19 protein-coding genes are annotated in these 18,963 nt (G+C 53.0%); all 19 read left to right on the top strand.

Annotation, left to right across the window (positions count from 1 at the left end; all coding sequences use genetic code 11):
* Positions 1 to 192: 192 nt before the first annotated feature.
* A complete protein-coding gene (rpoB, locus tag ATI45_RS11720; protein ID WP_098419652.1) occupies positions 193 to 4,269 on the top strand; it encodes a DNA-directed RNA polymerase subunit beta in 4,077 nt (1,358 codons plus the stop codon).
* 76 nt (positions 4,270 to 4,345) lie between these two features.
* Positions 4,346 to 8,560, top strand: coding sequence for a DNA-directed RNA polymerase subunit beta' (gene rpoC / locus ATI45_RS11715; RefSeq protein ID WP_098419651.1), 4,215 nt, complete (start codon positions 4,346 to 4,348; stop codon positions 8,558 to 8,560).
* Between the two features lie 164 nt (positions 8,561 to 8,724).
* Entirely contained in the window at positions 8,725 to 9,099 is a 375-nt protein-coding gene (gene rpsL, locus ATI45_RS11710; protein WP_018405045.1) for a 30S ribosomal protein S12, read from the top strand.
* A gap of 111 nt (positions 9,100 to 9,210) precedes the next feature.
* Entirely contained in the window at positions 9,211 to 9,681 is a 471-nt protein-coding gene (rpsG, locus tag ATI45_RS11705) for a 30S ribosomal protein S7 (protein ID WP_014869920.1), read from the top strand.
* Positions 9,682 to 9,699: 18 nt separating this feature from the next.
* Positions 9,700 to 11,805, top strand: coding sequence for an elongation factor G (fusA, locus tag ATI45_RS11700; protein ID WP_098419650.1), 2,106 nt, complete (start codon positions 9,700 to 9,702; stop codon positions 11,803 to 11,805).
* Positions 11,806 to 11,840: 35 nt separating this feature from the next.
* Complete coding sequence (tuf, locus tag ATI45_RS11695; RefSeq protein WP_098419649.1) at positions 11,841 to 13,037, top strand: elongation factor Tu; 1,197 nt, start codon at positions 11,841 to 11,843, stop codon at positions 13,035 to 13,037.
* Positions 13,038 to 13,222: 185 nt separating this feature from the next.
* Positions 13,223 to 13,534, top strand: a complete 312-nt coding sequence (gene rpsJ, locus ATI45_RS11690) for a 30S ribosomal protein S10 (RefSeq protein ID WP_007350503.1) — start codon at positions 13,223 to 13,225, stop codon at positions 13,532 to 13,534.
* Positions 13,535 to 13,609: 75 nt separating this feature from the next.
* Positions 13,610 to 14,248, top strand: a complete 639-nt coding sequence (rplC, locus tag ATI45_RS11685) for a 50S ribosomal protein L3 (protein WP_007350502.1) — start codon at positions 13,610 to 13,612, stop codon at positions 14,246 to 14,248.
* An 11-nt stretch (positions 14,249 to 14,259) separates the two neighbouring features.
* Positions 14,260 to 14,865: a 50S ribosomal protein L4 gene (gene rplD, locus ATI45_RS11680; protein ID WP_007350501.1), complete on the top strand. Its 606-nt coding sequence runs from the start codon at positions 14,260 to 14,262 to the stop codon at positions 14,863 to 14,865.
* The gene (rplW, locus tag ATI45_RS11675) at positions 14,862 to 15,155 is read left to right on the top strand and encodes a 50S ribosomal protein L23 (protein ID WP_007350500.1); all 294 of its coding nucleotides are present in this window, start codon (positions 14,862 to 14,864) and stop codon (positions 15,153 to 15,155) included. The genes rplD and rplW overlap by 4 nt, the downstream gene beginning before the upstream one ends.
* A 17-nt stretch (positions 15,156 to 15,172) precedes the next feature.
* A complete protein-coding gene (gene rplB, locus ATI45_RS11670; protein ID WP_098419648.1) occupies positions 15,173 to 16,000 on the top strand; it encodes a 50S ribosomal protein L2 in 828 nt (275 codons plus the stop codon).
* A 23-nt stretch (positions 16,001 to 16,023) separates the two neighbouring features.
* Positions 16,024 to 16,299, top strand: coding sequence for a 30S ribosomal protein S19 (gene rpsS, locus ATI45_RS11665; RefSeq protein ID WP_007350498.1), 276 nt, complete (start codon positions 16,024 to 16,026; stop codon positions 16,297 to 16,299).
* Between the two features lie 17 nt (positions 16,300 to 16,316).
* On the top strand, positions 16,317 to 16,649 hold the full coding sequence (gene rplV, locus ATI45_RS11660; protein ID WP_014869923.1) for a 50S ribosomal protein L22: 333 nt from the start codon (positions 16,317 to 16,319) through the stop codon (positions 16,647 to 16,649).
* 11 nt (positions 16,650 to 16,660) lie between these two features.
* Positions 16,661 to 17,344, top strand: a complete 684-nt coding sequence (rpsC, locus tag ATI45_RS11655; RefSeq protein ID WP_098419647.1) for a 30S ribosomal protein S3 — start codon at positions 16,661 to 16,663, stop codon at positions 17,342 to 17,344.
* A gap of 12 nt (positions 17,345 to 17,356) precedes the next feature.
* Positions 17,357 to 17,770, top strand: coding sequence for a 50S ribosomal protein L16 (gene rplP / locus ATI45_RS11650; protein WP_098419646.1), 414 nt, complete (start codon positions 17,357 to 17,359; stop codon positions 17,768 to 17,770).
* Complete coding sequence (gene rpmC / locus ATI45_RS11645) at positions 17,770 to 17,961, top strand: 50S ribosomal protein L29 (protein ID WP_007350494.1); 192 nt, start codon at positions 17,770 to 17,772, stop codon at positions 17,959 to 17,961. Before rplP ends, rpmC begins: the two co-directional genes overlap by 1 nt.
* 1 nt (position 17,962) lies before the next feature.
* A complete protein-coding gene (rpsQ, locus tag ATI45_RS11640) occupies positions 17,963 to 18,229 on the top strand; it encodes a 30S ribosomal protein S17 (protein ID WP_098419645.1) in 267 nt (88 codons plus the stop codon).
* An 18-nt stretch (positions 18,230 to 18,247) separates the two neighbouring features.
* Positions 18,248 to 18,616, top strand: coding sequence for a 50S ribosomal protein L14 (gene rplN / locus ATI45_RS11635; protein WP_007350492.1), 369 nt, complete (start codon positions 18,248 to 18,250; stop codon positions 18,614 to 18,616).
* Between the two features lie 17 nt (positions 18,617 to 18,633).
* Complete coding sequence (gene rplX, locus ATI45_RS11630) at positions 18,634 to 18,954, top strand: 50S ribosomal protein L24 (protein WP_007350491.1); 321 nt, start codon at positions 18,634 to 18,636, stop codon at positions 18,952 to 18,954.
* The last annotated feature ends 9 nt before the right edge of the window (positions 18,955 to 18,963 follow it).

Here is an 18,963-nt window from a genome sequence, read left to right as displayed (position 1 = left end):
CTTATGAGCCACCGGCCTTTTTCTGTTGTATATGCTACAGAGTCTGAAAGCGGTTTTTGGTTGATTTTGAGCCACCTTGCCGTAATCAGGTTCACGTTCAAGACGGCGCGATATGCCGAGCAATTCGGCCCCGAAGCAGAACAATGATTGCTTCTTGATACCAGGTATCAGATTTAACGCTGGGGAATGCAGATGAGTTACTCCTACACTGAAAAAAAACGGATCCGCAAAGATTTTAGTAAGTTGCCGTCCGTGATGGATGTCCCCTATTTGCTGTCTATTCAGCTGGACTCGTTCCGGGACTTCCTTCAAAGCGAATCTGCTGCTGAAGATCGCCGGGAAACCGGTCTTCATGCGGCCTTCAAATCCGTATTCCCGATTGCCAGTTACTCTGGTAATGCCGCGCTTGAATACGTGAGTTACCGTATAGGTGAGCCGGTTTTTGACGTCAAAGAATGTCAGCTTCGGGGCGTCACCTATGCCGCGCCTTTGCGCGTAAAAGTTCGCCTGATTATTTATGACCGTGAATCGTCCAACAAGGCGATCAAGGACATCAAGGAACAGGAAGTCTACATGGGCGAAATGCCCCTGATGACTGAAAACGGTACCTTCGTTATCAATGGTACCGAGCGTGTTATCGTTTCCCAGCTGCATCGTTCACCTGGTGTATTCTTTGATCACGACAAGGGTAAGACCCACTCCTCCGGCAAACTGTTGTACTCAGCCCGGGTGATTCCTTATCGTGGTTCTTGGTTGGACTTCGAGTTTGACCCGAAAGATGCCGTATTTGTGCGCATCGACCGTCGCCGCAAATTGCCGGCGACCATCCTGCTGCGCTCGCTGGGTTACACCTCCGAGCAAATACTGGCAATGTTCTTCGAAACCTCGAAGTTCCACATTGGCGCTGAAACGTGCAAGCTCGAATTGGTTCCAAGCCGGCTTCGTGGCGATATCGCAACTTTTGATATTAAAGACAGCGACGGTAACGTGATTGCTGAAGAAGGCCGCCGTATTACCGCGCGCCATATCAAGCAGCTTGAAAAAGCCAATATCTCCGAGCTGCAAGTGCCGACCGAGTATTTGTATGGCCGCGTTTTGGCCAAAGACATGATCGACACCAAAACCGGGGAAATGCTGGTTGAGTGTAACGCGGAGCTGACGGCAGAGCTGATCACCACCATCCTGGGCGCCGGTGTTACGGACATTGAAACGCTGTACACCAACGATCTGGATTGTGGTCCGTTCATGTCGGACACCTTGCGCAACGATCCTAGCCGCACACCGCTGGAAGCACTGGTAGAAATTTACCGGATGATGCGTCCCGGAGAGCCGCCCACGAAAGAGTCGGCGGAAAATCTGTTCAACAATTTGTTCTTCTCTGAAGAACGCTACGACCTGTCTGCAGTCGGCCGTATGAAGTTGAACCGTCGTTTGCGCCGCGATGAAAGCACCGGTGAGAGTATTCTGACCCACGCCGATATTATCGACGTGCTTAAGACGCTGATCGACATCCGTAACGGACAAGGCCAGGTAGACGACATCGATAACCTGGGCAACCGTCGTGTGCGTTGTGTGGGCGAGATGGCCGAAAACCAGTTCCGCGTTGGTTTGGTGCGCGTAGAGCGCGCCGTGCGTGAGCGTCTGAGCCTGGCAGAAAGCGAAGGTTTGATGCCTCAGGACCTGATCAACGCCAAGCCAGTTGCGGCGGCGGTGAAGGAGTTCTTTGGCTCCAGCCAGCTGTCCCAGTTTATGGATCAGAATAACCCGCTGTCAGAAGTGACTCACAAGCGCCGCATTTCTGCGCTTGGGCCAGGCGGTCTGACCCGTGAGCGCGCCGGCTTTGAGGTTCGCGACGTACACCCGACCCATTACGGACGTGTGTGTCCGATCGAAACACCGGAAGGCCCGAACATCGGCCTGATCAACTCTCTGGCGACTTTTGCCCGTGCTAACTCCTACGGCTTTTTAGAAAGCCCGTACCGGAAAGTAGCCGACGGCTTGGTCACTGACGAGCTGGTGTATCTGTCTGCTATTGAAGAAAGCAACTACGTTATCGCCCAGGCCAGCGCAGAGATGGACGACGGTAATCGTCTGGTAGAGGAGCTGGTAACGGTTCGTCACCAAAACGAAACCACGGTTATGCCACCGGAAGCGGTTAACTTCATGGACGTGTCACCGCGTCAGGTTGTTTCCGTAGCCGCGTCGCTGATTCCATTCCTCGAGCACGATGATGCTAACCGCGCTTTGATGGGTGCGAACATGCAACGCCAAGCCGTACCTACGCTACGTGCACAAGTGCCTTTGGTGGGTACTGGTGTAGAGCGTATTGTGGCCCAGGATTCTGGCGTGTGCGTAACCGCTCGTCGTGGCGGCGAAATTGAAAGCGTTGACGCGGCACGTATTGTAGTGCGTGTGAACAACGAAGAGACCGAAGCTGGTGATGCGGGTGTGGATATTTATAACCTCACCAAGTACACCCGCTCGAACCAGAACACCTGTATTAACCAGCGCTCGATTGTGCGTCAGGGCGATGTCATTGCTCGTGGTGACATACTGGCCGACGGTCCATCGGTAGATCTTGGTGAGTTGGCGCTGGGCCAGAACATGCGTATCGCGTTCATGCCCTGGAACGGTTACAACTTTGAGGATTCCATCCTTATTTCCGAAAAAGTGGTGCAGGAAGATCGCCTGACCACCATTCACATCCAGGAACTGACCTGTGTGGCGCGGGATACCAAGCTGGGTAGCGAAGAAATTACCGCCGACATCCCGAACGTGGGTGAAAGCGCGCTGTCCAAGCTCGATGAGTCCGGTATTGTCTATATTGGTGCGGAAGTCAGCGCCGGAGATATTCTGGTCGGCAAGGTAACACCGAAAGGTGAAACCCAGTTGACGCCGGAGGAAAAGCTTCTAAGAGCTATCTTCGGTGAGAAGGCGTCTGATGTGAAAGACACCTCCTCCCGTGTGCCGACAGGCACCCGTGGTACGATTATCGATGTTCAGGTATTTACCCGTGACGGCATCGAAAAGGACCAGCGTGCGCAAGTGATTGAAAAGCAGCAGTTGGACAAGTACCGCAAAGATTTGAAGGACGAGTATCGCATTGTTGAAGGCGCCACCTACGAGCGCTTGCTGAATGCCCTTGAGGGCCAGGAAGTGATCAGTAGCCCAGGCCTGAAAAAAGGCAGCAAGCTGGAAGCGGATTATCTGTTGAATCTGCCGCGTCCGGAGTGGTTCAAATTGCGTATGAAAGGCGACGATTTGAACGAACTGCTGGAGAAATCCGAGCAGGGCCTGGAAGAGCGCAAGAAAGATCACGAAGCGCGTTTTGACGACAAGAAAGGTAAGTTGCAGCAGGGCGATGATCTGGCGCCGGGCGTTCAGAAAATCGTCAAAGTGTACTTGGCTATCAAGCGCAGCATCCAGCCAGGTGACAAGATGGCGGGTCGTCACGGTAACAAGGGCGTAATTTCGGCGGTCAAGCCGATTGAAGATATGCCGTATGACGAGTTCGGCAACACCGTTGATATCGTTCTGAACCCTCTGGGTGTGCCTTCGCGCATGAACGTGGGTCAGGTGCTGGAAACCCATTTGGGTGCCGCAGCCAAAGGCCTGGGCGAGCGTATCAGTCGTATGTTGGACGAGCAGCGCAAGGTTGCTGAACTTCGTAAACTGCTGGATGAGATTTACAACCATTCAGCTGAAGTGACACAGGTAGATCTGGATTCCTTGAACGATCGGGAAATCCTCGACCTGTGCAACAACCTTCGCGGTGGTGTGCCCATGGCTACGCCGGTGTTTGATGGTGCTCAAGAAGCTGAAGTTAAACACATGCTCGAGCTCGCAGGTCTTAGCACAACCGGTCAGACCCGACTGTTCGATGGTCGTACCGGTGATGCTTTCGATCGTCCGATCACAGTAGGGTATATGTATATCCTCAAGCTGAACCACTTGATCGATGACAAGATGCACGCTCGTTCCACTGGGTCGTACAGCCTGGTTACCCAGCAGCCGCTGGGTGGTAAGGCGCAGTTCGGTGGTCAGCGCTTTGGCGAGATGGAAGTGTGGGCTCTGGAAGCCTACGGTGCAGCGTATACACTGCAGGAAATGCTTACCGTCAAGTCTGATGATGTAAACGGTCGGACCAGAATGTACAAGAACATTGTTGATGGCGATCATCGTATGGAGCCGGGCATGCCCGAATCCTTCAACGTTCTTGTCAAAGAAATTCGCTCGTTGGGTATCGACATCGAGCTGGAATCCGATTGAGCCGAATTGTTTTTGGCAGCGTGAGCGGGCACCAAAGGTGCCCGCCCGAGATTAACGCCATCCGGAGCTTTTACTGATGAAAGATTTATTGAATCTTCTCAAGAGCCAGAATCAGAGCAAAGAATTTGATGCCATCCGTATTGGTCTGGCATCACCTGACATGATCCGTTCCTGGTCCTTCGGTGAAGTGAAAAAGCCTGAAACGATCAACTACCGCACGTTCAAGCCAGAGCGTGACGGTTTGTTCTGTGCCAAGATTTTTGGCCCGATCAAAGACTACGAGTGCCTGTGCGGAAAGTACAAGCGCTTGAAGCACCGCGGTGTTATTTGCGAAAAGTGTGGCGTGGAAGTGGCTTTGGCCAGCGTCCGCCGCGATCGCATGGGTCACATAGAGCTGGCCAGCCCGGTAGCTCACATCTGGTTCCTTAAGTCGCTGCCGTCACGCATCGGTCTGATGTTGGATATGACTCTGCGCGATATCGAGCGGGTGTTGTACTTCGAATCCTTCATCGTGATCGAACCAGGTATGACGACGCTGGAGCGCGGTCAGCTGCTCAACGACGAGCAGTATTTCGAAGCTCTGGAAGAGTTCGGTGATGAGTTCGACGCTCGCATGGGCGCCGAGGCCATCAAAGAGCTTCTGCAAGCCATCGACCTGCAGGAAGAAGTTGACCGTTTGCGTGAAGAAATTCCGCAGACCAACTCGGAAACCAAGATCAAGAAATTCAGCAAGCGTCTGAAAATTCTTGAGGCGTTCCTGTACTCCGGCAACAAGCCGGGCGACATGGTGATGACCGTTCTGCCGGTGCTGCCGCCAGACCTTCGCCCCTTGGTACCGTTGGACGGTGGTCGTTTTGCGACCTCCGACCTGAACGATTTGTACCGTCGGGTGATCAACCGTAACAACCGCCTGAAGCGCCTGTTGGAGCTGAACGCTCCCGATATTATCGTGCGTAACGAAAAGCGCATGTTGCAGGAAGCGGTTGACGCGTTGCTGGATAACGGACGCCGTGGCCGTGCCATTACTGGCACTAACAAGCGTCCGCTGAAATCTCTTGCCGATATGATTAAAGGCAAGCAAGGTCGTTTCCGTCAGAACTTGTTGGGTAAGCGAGTCGACTACTCTGGCCGTTCGGTCATCGTAGTAGGCCCGTACTTGCGCTTGCACCAGTGTGGTCTGCCCAAGAAGATGGCGCTGGAATTGTTCAAGCCATTTATTTTCTCCAAACTTGAACATCGCGGCCTGGCCACCACCATCAAGGCGGCCAAGAAAATGGTCGAGCGCGAAGAGGGTGTGGTCTGGGACATTCTGGACGAAGTCATCCGTGAGCACCCGATCATGCTGAACCGTGCGCCTACGCTGCACCGTTTGGGCATTCAGGCGTTCGAACCGGTACTGATTGAAGGCAAGGCTATCCAGCTGCATCCGCTGGTGTGTGCTGCTTACAACGCCGACTTCGACGGGGACCAGATGGCGGTACACGTACCGTTGACTATCGAAGCCCAGCTGGAAGCGCGGGCGTTGATGATGTCCACCAACAACGTGCTGTCACCGGCAAACGGCGAGCCTATCATTGTGCCGTCGCAAGACGTGGTACTGGGTTTGTATTACATGACCCGCGAGCGCAAAAACGCGCTTGGCCAAGGCATGGTGTTTGCCGATGTTAAAGAAGTACACCGCGCTTACGGCGCAGGCAAAGTACACCTGCAAGCCACCGTTAAAGTCCGCGTAAGGGAAGTGGTGATCGCCGAAGACGGCAGCCGCAGCGAGAGTTATAACATCGTGGAAACCACGGTGGGTCGTGCGCTGTTGTTTGACATTGTGCCTGACGGTCTGTCTTACAGCCTGATCAACAAGCCGATGGTCAAGAAAGCGATCTCTAACCTGATCAACATCTGTTACCGCGACGCGGGTCTGAAAGAAACGGTTATTTTTGCTGACCAGCTGATGTACACCGGTTATCAGTACGCCACCGTATCCGGCATTTCGATTGGCTTTAATGACTTCGAGATTCCTCCAGAGAAGTACCAGCTGGTGGATGCTGCGACACAGGAAGTAAAAGACATCGAAAACCAGTACGCGTCCGGTCTGCTGACCCAGGGCGAAAAGTACAACAAGGTTATCGATATCTGGTCACGCGCGAATGACAAGGTCTCTAAGGCCATGATGGAGCGCCTGTCGAAAGAAGCGGTTATGGGGCCTGACGGCAAGCCGTTGATGGATGAAAACGGTGAGCCGGTCATGCAGGAGTCTTTTAACTCCGTTTACATGATGGCCGATTCCGGCGCTCGGGGCTCCGCGGCGCAGATTCGTCAGCTAGCAGGTATGCGTGGCTTGATGGCCAAGCCGGATGGCTCGATCATCGAAACGCCGATTACCGCTAACTTCCGTGAAGGTCTTAACGTACTGCAGTACTTTATTTCCACCCACGGTGCTCGTAAAGGCTTGGCAGATACCGCTCTGAAGACCGCGAACTCCGGTTACCTGACCCGTCGCCTGGTGGATGTGTCTCAGGATCTGGTGGTTACCGAAGTAGATTGCGGAACCACCGAAGGTCTGCTGATGATACCGCACATCGAAGGCGGCGACGTTGTTGTGCCTTTGGGTGCGCGGGTATTGGGCCGGGTAACCGCACGTGATGCGTTTACGCCGACCGACAAAGACAACGCCATTATTTTGGCCGGTACTTTGTTGGATGAAAAAGCCATCGAAGCGATTGAAGGCGCGGGTGTCGACGAAGTATGGGTACGCTCTGCGATTACCTGTAATACCCGACACGGCATCTGCTCCAAGTGCTATGGGCGTGATTTGGCCCGTGGCCATCAGGTGAACGTGGGCGAAGCTGTTGGTGTTATAGCAGCTCAGTCTATTGGTGAGCCGGGTACTCAGCTGACCATGCGTACCTTCCACATCGGTGGTGCGGCAAGTAGGGCTTCTGCGGTAGACAATATTCAGGTCAAGCACGGCGGTACCGTTCGCCTGCACAACTTGAAGTCGCTGGAAAAGAGCAACGGTTCGCTGGTTGTTATCTCCCGCTCCTCGGCGTTGGCGATTGCCGACGAACAGGGCCGTGAGCGCGAGTGGTACAAGTTGCCTTACGGTGCTGTACTGTCAGTGAAAACCGGCGACGTGATTGAAGCGGGTGTCGTGGTCGCCAAATGGGATCCACACACTCACCCGATCATTGCCGAAGCCGAAGGTACAGCCAAGTTCGTTAACATGGACCAGGGCATTACCGTGCGCACCCAGACCGACGATCTTACCGGTCTGTCGACCATGGAAGTTATCGATCCGAAAGAGCGCCCGGCCGCTGGTAAGGACATTCGTCCTGCTATCCAGATGTTGGATGAAGCCGGCAACGATGTTGATCTGCCGATGGGAGGCGCGGCGATCTTCTTCCTGCCTGCCAACGCTCTGGTAACTATGGCCAACAGCGCGCGCATCGAGTTGGGTGACGTGGTTGCACGTATTCCCCAGGAAAGCTCGAAGACCCGTGACATCACCGGTGGTCTGCCGCGGGTTGCCGATCTGTTTGATGCTCGTCGCCCGAAAGAGTCGTCGATTCTTGCGGAAGTCAGCGGCACAGTGTCGTTTGGCAAGGAAACCAAAGGTAAGAAGCGCCTGGTGATCACCCCGCGTGACGCCGATGTCTACGAAGTGCTGATTCCCAAGCACCGTCAGATGAACGTGTTTGAAGGCGAAACGGTTGAAAAGGGTGAGGTAATCTCGGACGGCCCGTCAAACCCGCACGATATTTTGCGTCTGCTGGGTGTGGTTGAGCTGGCAAGGTACATTACCAACGAAATCCAAGACGTTTACCGTCTGCAGGGCGTAGTCATCAACGACAAGCACATCGAAGTTATTGTGCGTCAGATGCTGCGCAAAGTTGAAATTACAGATCCGGGCGATACCCAGATGATTTCCGGCGATTCTGTCGAAATCAACAGGGTACTGGAAGCCAACGAAGCGGCTAATGTCGCCGACAAAGAACCGGCACGGTTCGAGCGTCTGTTGTTGGGCATTACCAAAGCGTCGCTGGCAACCGAATCGTTTATCTCTGCGGCTTCGTTCCAGGAAACCACGCGGGTACTCACCGAAGGTGCAGTAACCGGTAAGCGTGACTACCTGCGCGGCCTGAAAGAAAACGTGGTGGTTGGTCGACTGATACCTGCGGGTACTGGTCTGGCGTATCACGCGGCGCGTCGTCGCAAACGCGAACTGGAACAGCAGGGCGTGACTGCGGCCGATGTAGAAGAAGCACTGAGTGCCGAGCTCAACCGCGAAGGCTGAGGTAAACGGCGGCCACCTAGGGGTAGTTACTCACACCTGGGTGGTTAAAAAGAGAACAGTCACCTTGACTGTCCGGGGGCGTGGGCCTTAAACTTGCGTCCCCTAAATTTTACCCTCTTCATTGGGGGTAAGTTTCATTGATACGGTTTTTGGAGTTTGCTTACATGGCAACGATTAATCAGTTGGTGCGTAAGCCTCGTAAACGCAAGGTAGCCAAGAGCGATGTTCCTGCTCTTCAGGCATGTCCTCAGCGCCGTGGTGTATGCACTCGTGTGTATACCACAACGCCAAAGAAGCCGAACTCAGCACTGCGTAAAGTGTGTCGTGTTCGTCTTACTAATGGCTTCGAGGTTTCCTCTTACATTGGTGGTGAAGGTCACAACCTTCAGGAGCACAGTGTTGTGCTAATCCGTGGTGGTCGAGTAAAAGACCTTCCGGGTGTGCGCTATCACACTGTTCGCGGAACACTGGACACCCAAGGTGTACAGAACCGTAAGCAGGGTCGCTCCAAGTACGGTACAAAACGACCCAAATCCTGATCTTTGATCGGGTGTCTTTTATCGTTGCTTGTTAGAACGATGAGAGTAAGGCTGAGTAGCTGATGCTATCTCAGGGGTTCCTGAAGACCTTTTGACATTAAGGGCTTATCGATGCCTAGAAGAAGAATTGCAGCAAAACGGGATATCATCCCAGATCCTAAGTTCGGCAGTGCGCGTCTTGCCAAATTCATCAACCACGTGATGGAAAGCGGTAAAAAAGGCGTAGCAGAGCGTATTGTTTATGGAGCGCTCACTATTGTTGCCGAAAAATCCAAGGAAGAGCCGATCGACATGTTCGAAAAGGCCCTGGAAAACATTCAGCCGATGGTAGAGGTTAAGTCCCGTCGTGTGGGTGGTGCTACCTACCAGGTGCCGGTCGAAGTGCGGCCTTCCCGTCAGCACGCACTGGCTATGCGTTGGCTCGTTGACTTTTCACGGAAGCGTGGTGAGAAATCCATGGCACAGCGCCTTGCCGGGGAAATCCTCGACGCTGTAGAAAGTAAGGGTGCCGCCGTTAAGAAGCGGGAAGATGTTCACCGCATGGCAGAAGCCAACAAGGCGTTCTCTCACTTCCGTTTCTAAACAGCCGAGGTTTATACAGTGGCACGTAAGACTCCGATTACGCGATATCGAAACATTGGTATTGTTGCGCACGTTGATGCGGGCAAAACCACAACTACCGAGCGGGTTCTGTTTTACACAGGTGTCTCGCACAAAATCGGTGAAGTCCATGATGGCGCGGCCACCATGGACTGGATGGAGCAGGAGCAGGAGCGTGGTATTACTATTACGTCTGCTGCAACGACCTGTTTTTGGCAGGGTATGGACAAGCAGTATCCTGAGCATCGGATTAATATTATCGACACTCCGGGACACGTTGACTTTACCATCGAGGTAGAGCGCTCATTGCGTGTGCTTGACGGCGCTGTTGTTGTGTTCTGTGGTTCTTCCGGTGTCGAGCCTCAGTCCGAGACAGTGTGGCGCCAAGCCAATAAGTACGAAGTGCCGCGCATGGTGTTCGTCAACAAGATGGATCGTGCTGGCGCTAACTTTCTGCGAGTAGTCGATCAGATCAAAAAGCGTTTAGGTGCAACCTGTGTTCCGATTCAATTGCCGATTGGCGCTGAAGAAGATTTTGCTGGTGTAATCGACTTGATTCGAAACAAAGCGATTTACTGGAACCCAGACGACGCTGGCGTAACCTACGAGGAACGCGACGTTCCTGCCGAAATGTTAGATGAAGTGGCGCTGCATCGCGAAATAATGATGGAAGCCGCCGCAGAAGCGAACGATGAACTAACGATGCGCTACCTCGATGAGGGTGAGCTCAACGTGGTAGACATCAAGAAAGGTCTTCGGATGCGCACTTTGGCAAACGAGATTGTTGTAGCGTGCTGCGGTTCTGCGTTCAAGAACAAGGGTGTTCAGGCTGTACTGGATTCTGTCGTTGAATTTTTGCCGGCGCCGGATGAAGTTAAGGCGATTCGTGGTGAAGTCGACGAGAACGGGGCCGAAGAGACCCGTAAAGCTGACGACGCTGCACCTTTTTCCGCTCTGGCATTTAAGATTGCAACAGATCCTTTTGTTGGTACCTTGACGTTCTTCCGGGTTTACTCTGGCACGCTTCAGTCTGGCAACGCCGTTTATAACTCCGTGAAGGGCAAAAGAGAGCGTGTCGGCCGTATGGTTCAGATGCATGCGAAGGATCGGCAAGAGATCAAGGAAGTGCTTGCAGGCGATATTGCTGCTGCAATTGGTCTGAAGAACGTTACCACCGGCGATACTTTGTGCGACGAAAATCACAAGATTATTCTTGAGCGTATGGAGTTTCCGGATCCGGTTATTTCCGTAGCGGTTGAACCAAAGACAAAAGCTGATCAGGAGAAGATGGGCGTTGCACTTGGCAAACTGGCGCAGGAAGATCCGTCTTTTCAGGTCCGTACCGACGAAGAGTCCGGTCAGACGATTATTTCCGGTATGGGTGAGCTGCACCTGGATATCATTGTTGATCGCATGCGTCGCGAGTTCAGTGTTGAAGCAAACATCGGTAAGCCCCAGGTGGCCTATCGTGAGTGTATCCGCAAGTCGGTGGATGTAGAAGGTAAGTTTGTGCGTCAGTCAGGCGGTCGCGGTCAATACGGTCACGTTAAAGTCAGGATTGAGCCGCTGCCCTTGGACCGGGAAGACGCTGAAAACTTCATCTTCGTCAACGAAATCGTTGGTGGTACTGTGCCGAAGGAATACATTCCAGCGGTTCAGCAAGGTATCATTGAGCAGATGCAGAATGGCTGTCTGGCTGGTTACCCGCTGCTGGGTATCAAGGCAACCTTGTATGACGGTTCCTTTCACGATGTGGACTCCAACGAAATGGCGTTCAAAATCGCGGGTTCCATGGCGATGAAGAAAGGCGCGCTAGAGGCGAGTCCAGCTTTGCTGGAGCCGATGATGAAGGTTGAGGTGGTAACACCTGAAGATTACATGGGTGATGTGGTAGGTGACCTGAACCGTCGCCGTGGTCTGATTCAGGGCATGGAAGACGGTGTTAGTGGAAAGATTGTGCGTAGCGAAGTTCCGTTGTCGGAAATGTTCGGTTACGCCACAGATCTGCGCTCTGCTACTCAGGGCCGTGCGTCCTATGCGATGGAGTTTTCGCGGTACGCCGAAGCACCGAATAACATTGCCGAAGCAATTATCAAAAAGGGTTGATACCCAAGACTTGAGTAACAGGAAGAGGTATAACTGTGTCTAAATCTAAATTCGAACGTAAGAAGCCACACTTGAACGTGGGCACCATTGGTCACGTTGACCATGGTAAGACCACTCTGACAGCTGCCCTGACGCGTGTATGTCACGACGTATGGGGAACAGGTTCCGCAAGTGCTTTTGACCAGATCGACAATGCTCCTGAAGAGCGTGCGCGTGGTATTACCATCGCGACGTCTCACGTTGAGTATGATTCCCCGAACCGTCATTACGCACACGTAGATTGCCCGGGCCACGCTGATTATGTGAAGAACATGATCACGGGTGCGGCGCAGATGGACGGCGCTATTCTGGTTTGCTCCGCTGCTGACGGCCCTATGCCGCAGACCCGCGAGCACATCCTGCTGTCACGTCAAGTAGGTGTTCCTTACATCGTTGTGTTCCTGAACAAAGCGGACATGGTTGACGATGAAGAGCTGCTTGAACTGGTAGAGATGGAAGTACGCGATCTGCTGGAAATGTACGACTTCCCGGCTGACGATACTCCGATCATCACTGGCTCTGCGTTGATGGCGCTGGAAGGCAAAGATGATAACGAAATGGGCACTACCGCTGTTCGTAAGCTGGTAGAAGCTCTGGATTCGTACATCCCCGAGCCTGAGCGTGCGATTAATCTGCCGTTCCTGATGCCTATCGAAGACGTATTCTCTATCTCTGGTCGTGGTACAGTTGTAACCGGTCGTGTAGAGCGTGGTGTTGTCAAGATTGGCGAAGAAGTGGAAATCGTTGGTCTTAAAGACACCGTTAAGACGGTTTGCACCGGCGTTGAAATGTTCCGCAAACTGCTGGACGAAGGTCGTGCAGGCGAGAACGTTGGCGTACTGTTGCGCGGCACCAAGCGCGATGACGTTGAACGTGGTCAGGTTCTGTGTAAGCCAGGCAGCATGAAGCCGCACACCAAGTTTGAGTGCGAAGTGTACGTACTGAGCAAAAACGAAGGCGGCCGTCATACTCCGTTCTTCAAGGGCTATCGCCCGCAGTTCTACTTCCGTACCACCGACGTCACCGGTGCTTGTGAATTGCCAGAAGGCGTAGAAATGGTTATGCCAGGTGATAACGTGAAGATGGAAGTGACTTTGATTGCTCCGATCGCCATGGAAGATGGCCTGCGCTTCGCGATTCGCGAAGGCGGCCGTACCGTAGGCGCCGGTGTTGTCGCCAAGATTCTCGAGTAATCTACTCTTAGGATCTGGAAAAGGGGCTGATGTGATCAGCCCCTTTTTCTATTTCAGTTGCAATGTACGCGTCAGCCGGGTCAATCAGCATTGCTGTTGACAGGGTTGTTTATTATGCATACAATGCGGCTCCTTTTTTGAAGGTCAGCGACGGGTTCGCTGCTACGAGTGGAGTTTGGTGCAACATGCAAAGCCAAAAGATTCGGATTCGGTTGAAGGCGTTCGATTACCGCCTGATCGACCAGTCTACGCAAGAGATTGTCGACACCGCTAAGCGGACCGGCGCTCAGGTGCGCGGACCTATTCCTTTGCCTACGCGCAAGGAAAAGTTCACGATTCTGGTTTCACCGCACGTCAACAAAGACGCGCGCGACCAGTATGAAATTCGTACCCATAAGCGTTTGCTCGACATTGTTGAGCCGACGGAAAAGACAGTAGATGCTTTGATGAAACTAGACCTGGCAGCAGGTGTAGACGTTCAGATCAGCCTCGGTTAATACCGCCCGGTATTAACCTGTGTAACTGTCATAAGGCCATAGAGGGTGAAAGCCCCGTACACTTAGAGGTGAAACATGGCAATTGGTATTGTCGGTCGTAAGGCCGGTATGACCCGTATATTTACGGAAGACGGGCAAGCGTTGCCCGTAACGGTGATCGAGGTTGATTCTAACCGCATCACTCAACTCAAAACTCTTGAAAATGACGGCTACCGTGCTGTTCAGATAACGGTAGGTTCGCGTCGTTCCTCTCGTGTTAACAAGAGTGCAGCAGGTCACTTCGCAAAAGCCGGTGTTGAAGCGGGCCGTAGCGTATGGGAATTTCGTTTGGCAGACGGCGAAGGTGAAGACCTGGTTGCCGGCGGCGAAATTACTGCGTCTGTTTTTGAAGACGGTCAGGCCGTTGACGCCACAGGTACATCCAAAGGTAAAGGTTTCCAGGGCGGCGTAAAGCGCTGGAACTTCGCCATGCAGGATGCTACCCACGGTAACTCCCTGTCTCACCGTGCTCCGGGTTCTATTGGTCAAAACCAGACTCCGGGCAAGGTATTCAAAGGCAAAAAGATGGCGGGCCAGATGGGTAATGCGCAGGTTACTGTGCAGAACCTGAAAATTGTCCGTGTCGACGCTGAGCGCAATCTTCTGCTGGTTAGTGGTGCCGTCCCCGGCGCGACTGGTGGCGATGTTGTCATCAAGCCTGCTGTTAAAGCCTGAGGAGCGGTTCGATGGAATTGACAATTACAGGTAGCGGTCAGGGAATTACGGTTTCCGAGGCTACTTTCGCAAAAGATTTTAATGAAGCACTGGTTCACCAGGTAGTTGTAGCCTATATGGCTGCTGGCCGTCAGGGTACCAAGGCTCAGAAGACCCGTTCAGAAGTCAGGGGTGGTGGTAAGAAGCCCTGGCGTCAGAAGGGCACTGGTCGTGCCCGTGCTGGTACTATCCGCAGCCCAATTTGGCGCTCCGGTGGTGTTACCTTTGCAGCGAAGCCTCGCAGCTACGAGCAAAAGGTAAACCGGAAAATGTACCGCGCTGCAATGCGCTCCATTTTGTCCGAGCTGGTCCGTCAGGAACGCCTGATTGTGGTTGACGATTTTTCAATCGACACCCCAAAGACCAAGGCCTTTACTGCCAAGTTGGCTGATATGGGTTTAAGCAACGTGCTGATCCTGTCAGAAAATCTTGATCAGAACCTGCACCTGGCCTCGCGCAACGTGCCTCACGTCGATGTGCGTGATGTTGCTGGCCTGGATCCGGTTAGCCTGGTTGCTCACGAGAAAATCGTGGTGACTGTTCCCGCTCTGAAGAAAATCGAGGAGATGCTGGGATGAATCAGGAACGTATCTACAAGGTTCTGTTAGGGCCTCACGTATCGGAAAAAGCATCTCGCGTGGCCGAACATGGCCAGGTAGTGTTTCGGGTCGCCCCGGATGCTACCAAGCCCGAGATTAAAAAAGCCGTTGAGCAATTGTTCAACGTCACCGTCGAAGGTGTTCAGGTTCTGAATCGTAAGGGCAAGCTTAAACGCACAGCTCGCGGGTTCGGCAAGCGTAATGACATTCGTAAGGCTTATGTAAAGCTGGCTGAAGGTCAGGACATCGATTTTCTGGATGTGGAATAAGGTAAAGGGGTCGTAATATGCCGATCGTCAAAACCAAGCCAACATCTCCCGGACGCCGTCACGTTGTAAAGCTGTACAACCCGGATTTACACAAAGGGCGCCCTTACGAACCGTTGGTCGAATCGCAAAGCAAATCGGGTGGCCGTAATAATAATGGCCGTATCACTACCCGTCACATTGGTGGTGGCCATAAACAGCACTACCGCATAATAGACTTCAAGCGGATTAAAGATGGTATTCCTGCGACAATTGAGCGCATTGAATACGATCCTAACCGCTCGGCGCACATCGCGCTGATCAAGTACTCGGATGGCGAGCGCCGTTACATTATCGCTCCCAAGGGCATGCAGATCGGTGAGCCCGTGCGCTCAGGAATCGACGCGCCTATTAAGGTGGGAAGTACATTGCCGCTGCGGAATATCCCGGTTGGTTCTGTGATCCATTGCGTTGAGCTCAAGCCTGGTAAAGGTGCACAGTTGGCTCGCTCTGCGGGCGCATCCGTACAGCTGGTTGCTCGGGAAGGCGCTTACGCGACTATCCGCCTGCGCTCAGGTGAAATGCGAAAGGTGCTTGTAGATTGCCGTGCTACGTTGGGTGAAGTATCCAACAGTGAACACAGTCTCAAGCGGCTTGGCAAAGCGGGTGCATCACGTTGGCGCGGAAAGCGTCCAACGGTACGTGGTGTGGCTATGAACCCAGTTGACCACCCACACGGTGGTGGTGAAGGGCGTACCTCTGGCGGGCGTCACCCAGTTACTCCATGGGGTGTTCCGACCAAAGGGCATAAGACTCGTAAGAACAAGCGTACTGACAAGATGATAGTACGTCGTCGTTCAGCCAAGTAAACGACTAAATAGAGGTAAATGCTGTGCCACGTTCTTTAAAGAAAGGTCCTTTCATAGACCTGCATCTGTTGAAGAAGGTCGAGGCAGCTCTGGAAGTGAACGACAAGCGACCAATTAAGACCTGGTCGCGTCGTTCCACGATTTTCCCAGAGTTCGTAGGCTTGACCATCGCAGTCCACAACGGCAAGCAACACGTGCCGGTTTATGTTACCGAAGATATGGTCGGTCATAAACTAGGTGAGTTCGCAGCAACGCGCACTTATCGTGGCCATTCGGCCGACAAGAAAGCGAAACGCTGATTGTGAGGGGAAATGAAATGGAAGTAGCAGCCAAGTATAAGGGCGCTCGCCTCTCAGCTCAGAAAGCTCGTCTTGTTGCCGATCAGGTTCGCGGCAAGGCTGTTGAGGACGCTCTGAATATTTTGACTTTCAGCCCTAAGAAAGCAGCTGGGATTATCAAGAAAGCTCTTGAATCCGCAATTGCTAACGCTGAGCATAACGAAGGTCTGGACGTAGATGATCTGCGGGTCTCCACCGTGATGGTGGATGAGGGCCCGACGCTCAAGCGAATTAAAGCTCGAGCCAAGGGGCGCGCTGACAGAATTATGAAGCGCACCTGTCATATCACCGTCAAGGTCGCCGACAAGTAGGAGATGCTCAGATGGGTCATAAAGTAAATCCGATCGGCTTTCGCCTGGGTGTGATCAAAGAGCACAACTCAGTATGGTATGCCGATAAAAAGGACTACGCGAAAAACCTGTTGAACGATATTCAGGTTCGTGAATTCCTCGACAAGCGTCTGGTAAAGGCGTCTGTCAGCAAGATTGTGATCGAGCGCCCTGCTCAGAACGCCCGTATCACGATCCATACCGCCCGCCCGGGTATTGTTATCGGGAAGAAGGGTGAAGATGTTGACCGTCTGCGTCGTGAAGTTAGCGACATGATGGGTGTGCCTGTGCACATCAACATCGAAGAAGTCCGCAAGCCGGACCTGGATGCCCGTTTGGTAGCGCAAAACGTTGCCGGTCAGTTGGAGCGTCGTGTGATGTTCCGTCGTGCTATGAAGCGCGCGGTACAGAACGCCATGCGTCAAGGCGCCAAGGGCATCAAGATTCAGGTTGGCGGTCGTCTCGGGGGAGCTGAAATTGCCCGTTCCGAGTGGTATCGCGAAGGTCGTGTTCCGCTGCATACATTGCGTGCAGATATTGATTACTCGACCTACGAAGCGCATACCACTTACGGCGTAATCGGCGTCAAGGTATGGATCTTCAAAGGTGAGATTCTTGGTGGTATGGAACAAGTCCGTGCTGACAAGAAAGCCTCTGGGAAGAAAGGTTCTAAGTAAAGGGGCACTCTTATGCTGCAACCAAAACGCACCAAATTTCGCAAGGTAATGAAGGGCCGTAATACCGGTCTTGCTCACCGCGCTAACAAGGTGAGCTTCGGTGAATACGGATTGAAAGCGGTTACTCGCGGGCGTATGACTGCTCGCCAGATTGAAGCCGCACGTCGTACCATGACCCGCAAGATCAAGCGGGGTGGTAAGATTTGGATTCGCGTCTTCCCGGACAAGCCAATTACTGGCAAACCGCTGGAAGTTCGAATGGGTAAAGGTAAAGGTTCTGTCGAGTACTGGGTGGCTGAAATTCAGCCGGGCCGTATGCTCTATGAGATGGAAGGTGTGACTGAAGAAATCGCACGCGAAGCTTTCACTCTGGCGGCTGCGAAGCTGCCGGTACAGACCACCTTCGTAACGAGGACGGTGATGTGATGAAAGCAACAGAGCTGCGTGCAAAATCAGCCGAGGAGCTGAATAAAGAGCTGATCGGTCTCCTTAAGGAGCAGTTCAACCTGCGCATGCGTAAAGCGACAGGTCAGCTGAATCAGTCTCATCTTCTCCCTGGGGTGAAGCGTGATATTGCTCGCGTGAAAACAGTATTGAACGAAAAGGCAGGACAGTGACATGACCGAAGCTACCCAAACTGCCAGAACTCTGAGCGGCAAGGTCGTGAGCAACAAGATGGAGAAATCCATCGTGGTGTTGGTCGAACGTCAGGTGAAACACCCTCTGTACGGTAAGTACATGAAGCGTTCAACCAAGATTCATGCTCACGATGAGAGCAACCAGTGCAATATCGGTGACAGCGTAACCATTAAGGAAACCCGTCCGGTCTCTAAGACCAAAAGCTGGGCCTTAGTGGAAGTCACTGAACATGCATCCAAGGTGTAAATCGCCCGGAGAATAACCATGATTCAGACTCAAACAATGCTTGAAGTCGCGGATAACAGCGGTGCGCGTCAGGTGATGTGCATCAAGGTCCTGGGCGGTTCACACAGGCGTTATGCTGCAATCGGGGATATTATCAAGGTAACCGTCAAGGAAGCCATTCCCCGCGGTAAAGTGAAAAAAGGCCAGGTACTGAAGGCTGTCGTAGTGCGCACCCGTAAAGGTGTGCGTCGTCCAGATGGATCTTTGATTCGTTTTGACGGCAACGCGGCCGTACTTCTGAACGCCCAGGACGCGCCCATTGGTACCCGTATCTTCGGACCGGTTACCCGTGAACTGCGAAATGAGAAGTTCATGAAGATTATCTCACTGGCACCCGAAGTACTTTAAAGGACCAGAGGCCGGACATGAAAAAGATCAAACGAGATGACGAAGTAATCGTCACTACGGGGAAAGACAAAGGCAAACGTGGTAAAGTTCTGAAAGTTCAGGACGATGGCAAGGTAATTGTTTCTGGCATCAACATGATGAAGAAGCACACCAAGCCAAACCCGGCGCTGAGCACCCCTGGTGGCATCGTCGAAAAAGAAGCGCCTATCCAGGCTTCTAACGTGGCTATTTTTAATCCGCAGACCGGCAAAGCCGATCGTGTTGGCTTCCAGATTAAGGAAGACGGCGCAAAACAGCGGATCTTCAAAGCGACGAAAGAAGCTGTCGATAACCAGTAAGCGGTGGTG

It is taken from the genome of Marinobacter sp. LV10MA510-1 (assembly GCF_002563885.1).
GTDB lineage: Bacteria > Pseudomonadota > Gammaproteobacteria > Pseudomonadales > Oleiphilaceae > Marinobacter.
Note: the sequence above shows the minus strand (reverse complement) of the source record. Positions and strands in the feature narration are given on the sequence as shown.

What these genes read in the sequence shown, in the direction of transcription:
- rplD (WP_007350501.1), top strand. Translation starts at nt 14,260, where the DNA reads ATGGAATTGACAATTACAGGTAGCGGTCAGGGAATTACGGTTTCCGAG.
- rpsG (WP_014869920.1), top strand. Translation starts at nt 9,211, where the DNA reads ATGCCTAGAAGAAGAATTGCAGCAAAACGGGATATCATCCCAGATCCT.
- rplC (WP_007350502.1), top strand. Translation starts at nt 13,610, where the DNA reads ATGGCAATTGGTATTGTCGGTCGTAAGGCCGGTATGACCCGTATATTT.
- rplW (WP_007350500.1), top strand. Translation starts at nt 14,862, where the DNA reads ATGAATCAGGAACGTATCTACAAGGTTCTGTTAGGGCCTCACGTATCG.
- rplN (WP_007350492.1), top strand. Translation starts at nt 18,248, where the DNA reads ATGATTCAGACTCAAACAATGCTTGAAGTCGCGGATAACAGCGGTGCG.
- rpoB (WP_098419652.1), top strand. Translation starts at nt 193, where the DNA reads ATGAGTTACTCCTACACTGAAAAAAAACGGATCCGCAAAGATTTTAGT.
- rpsQ (WP_098419645.1), top strand. Translation starts at nt 17,963, where the DNA reads ATGACCGAAGCTACCCAAACTGCCAGAACTCTGAGCGGCAAGGTCGTG.
- rplX (WP_007350491.1), top strand. Translation starts at nt 18,634, where the DNA reads ATGAAAAAGATCAAACGAGATGACGAAGTAATCGTCACTACGGGGAAA.
- rpsL (WP_018405045.1), top strand. Translation starts at nt 8,725, where the DNA reads ATGGCAACGATTAATCAGTTGGTGCGTAAGCCTCGTAAACGCAAGGTA.
- rpsC (WP_098419647.1), top strand. Translation starts at nt 16,661, where the DNA reads ATGGGTCATAAAGTAAATCCGATCGGCTTTCGCCTGGGTGTGATCAAA.
- rplP (WP_098419646.1), top strand. Translation starts at nt 17,357, where the DNA reads ATGCTGCAACCAAAACGCACCAAATTTCGCAAGGTAATGAAGGGCCGT.
- rpsJ (WP_007350503.1), top strand. Translation starts at nt 13,223, where the DNA reads ATGCAAAGCCAAAAGATTCGGATTCGGTTGAAGGCGTTCGATTACCGC.
- rpoC (WP_098419651.1), top strand. Translation starts at nt 4,346, where the DNA reads ATGAAAGATTTATTGAATCTTCTCAAGAGCCAGAATCAGAGCAAAGAA.
- rpmC (WP_007350494.1), top strand. Translation starts at nt 17,770, where the DNA reads ATGAAAGCAACAGAGCTGCGTGCAAAATCAGCCGAGGAGCTGAATAAA.
- rplB (WP_098419648.1), top strand. Translation starts at nt 15,173, where the DNA reads ATGCCGATCGTCAAAACCAAGCCAACATCTCCCGGACGCCGTCACGTT.
- rplV (WP_014869923.1), top strand. Translation starts at nt 16,317, where the DNA reads ATGGAAGTAGCAGCCAAGTATAAGGGCGCTCGCCTCTCAGCTCAGAAA.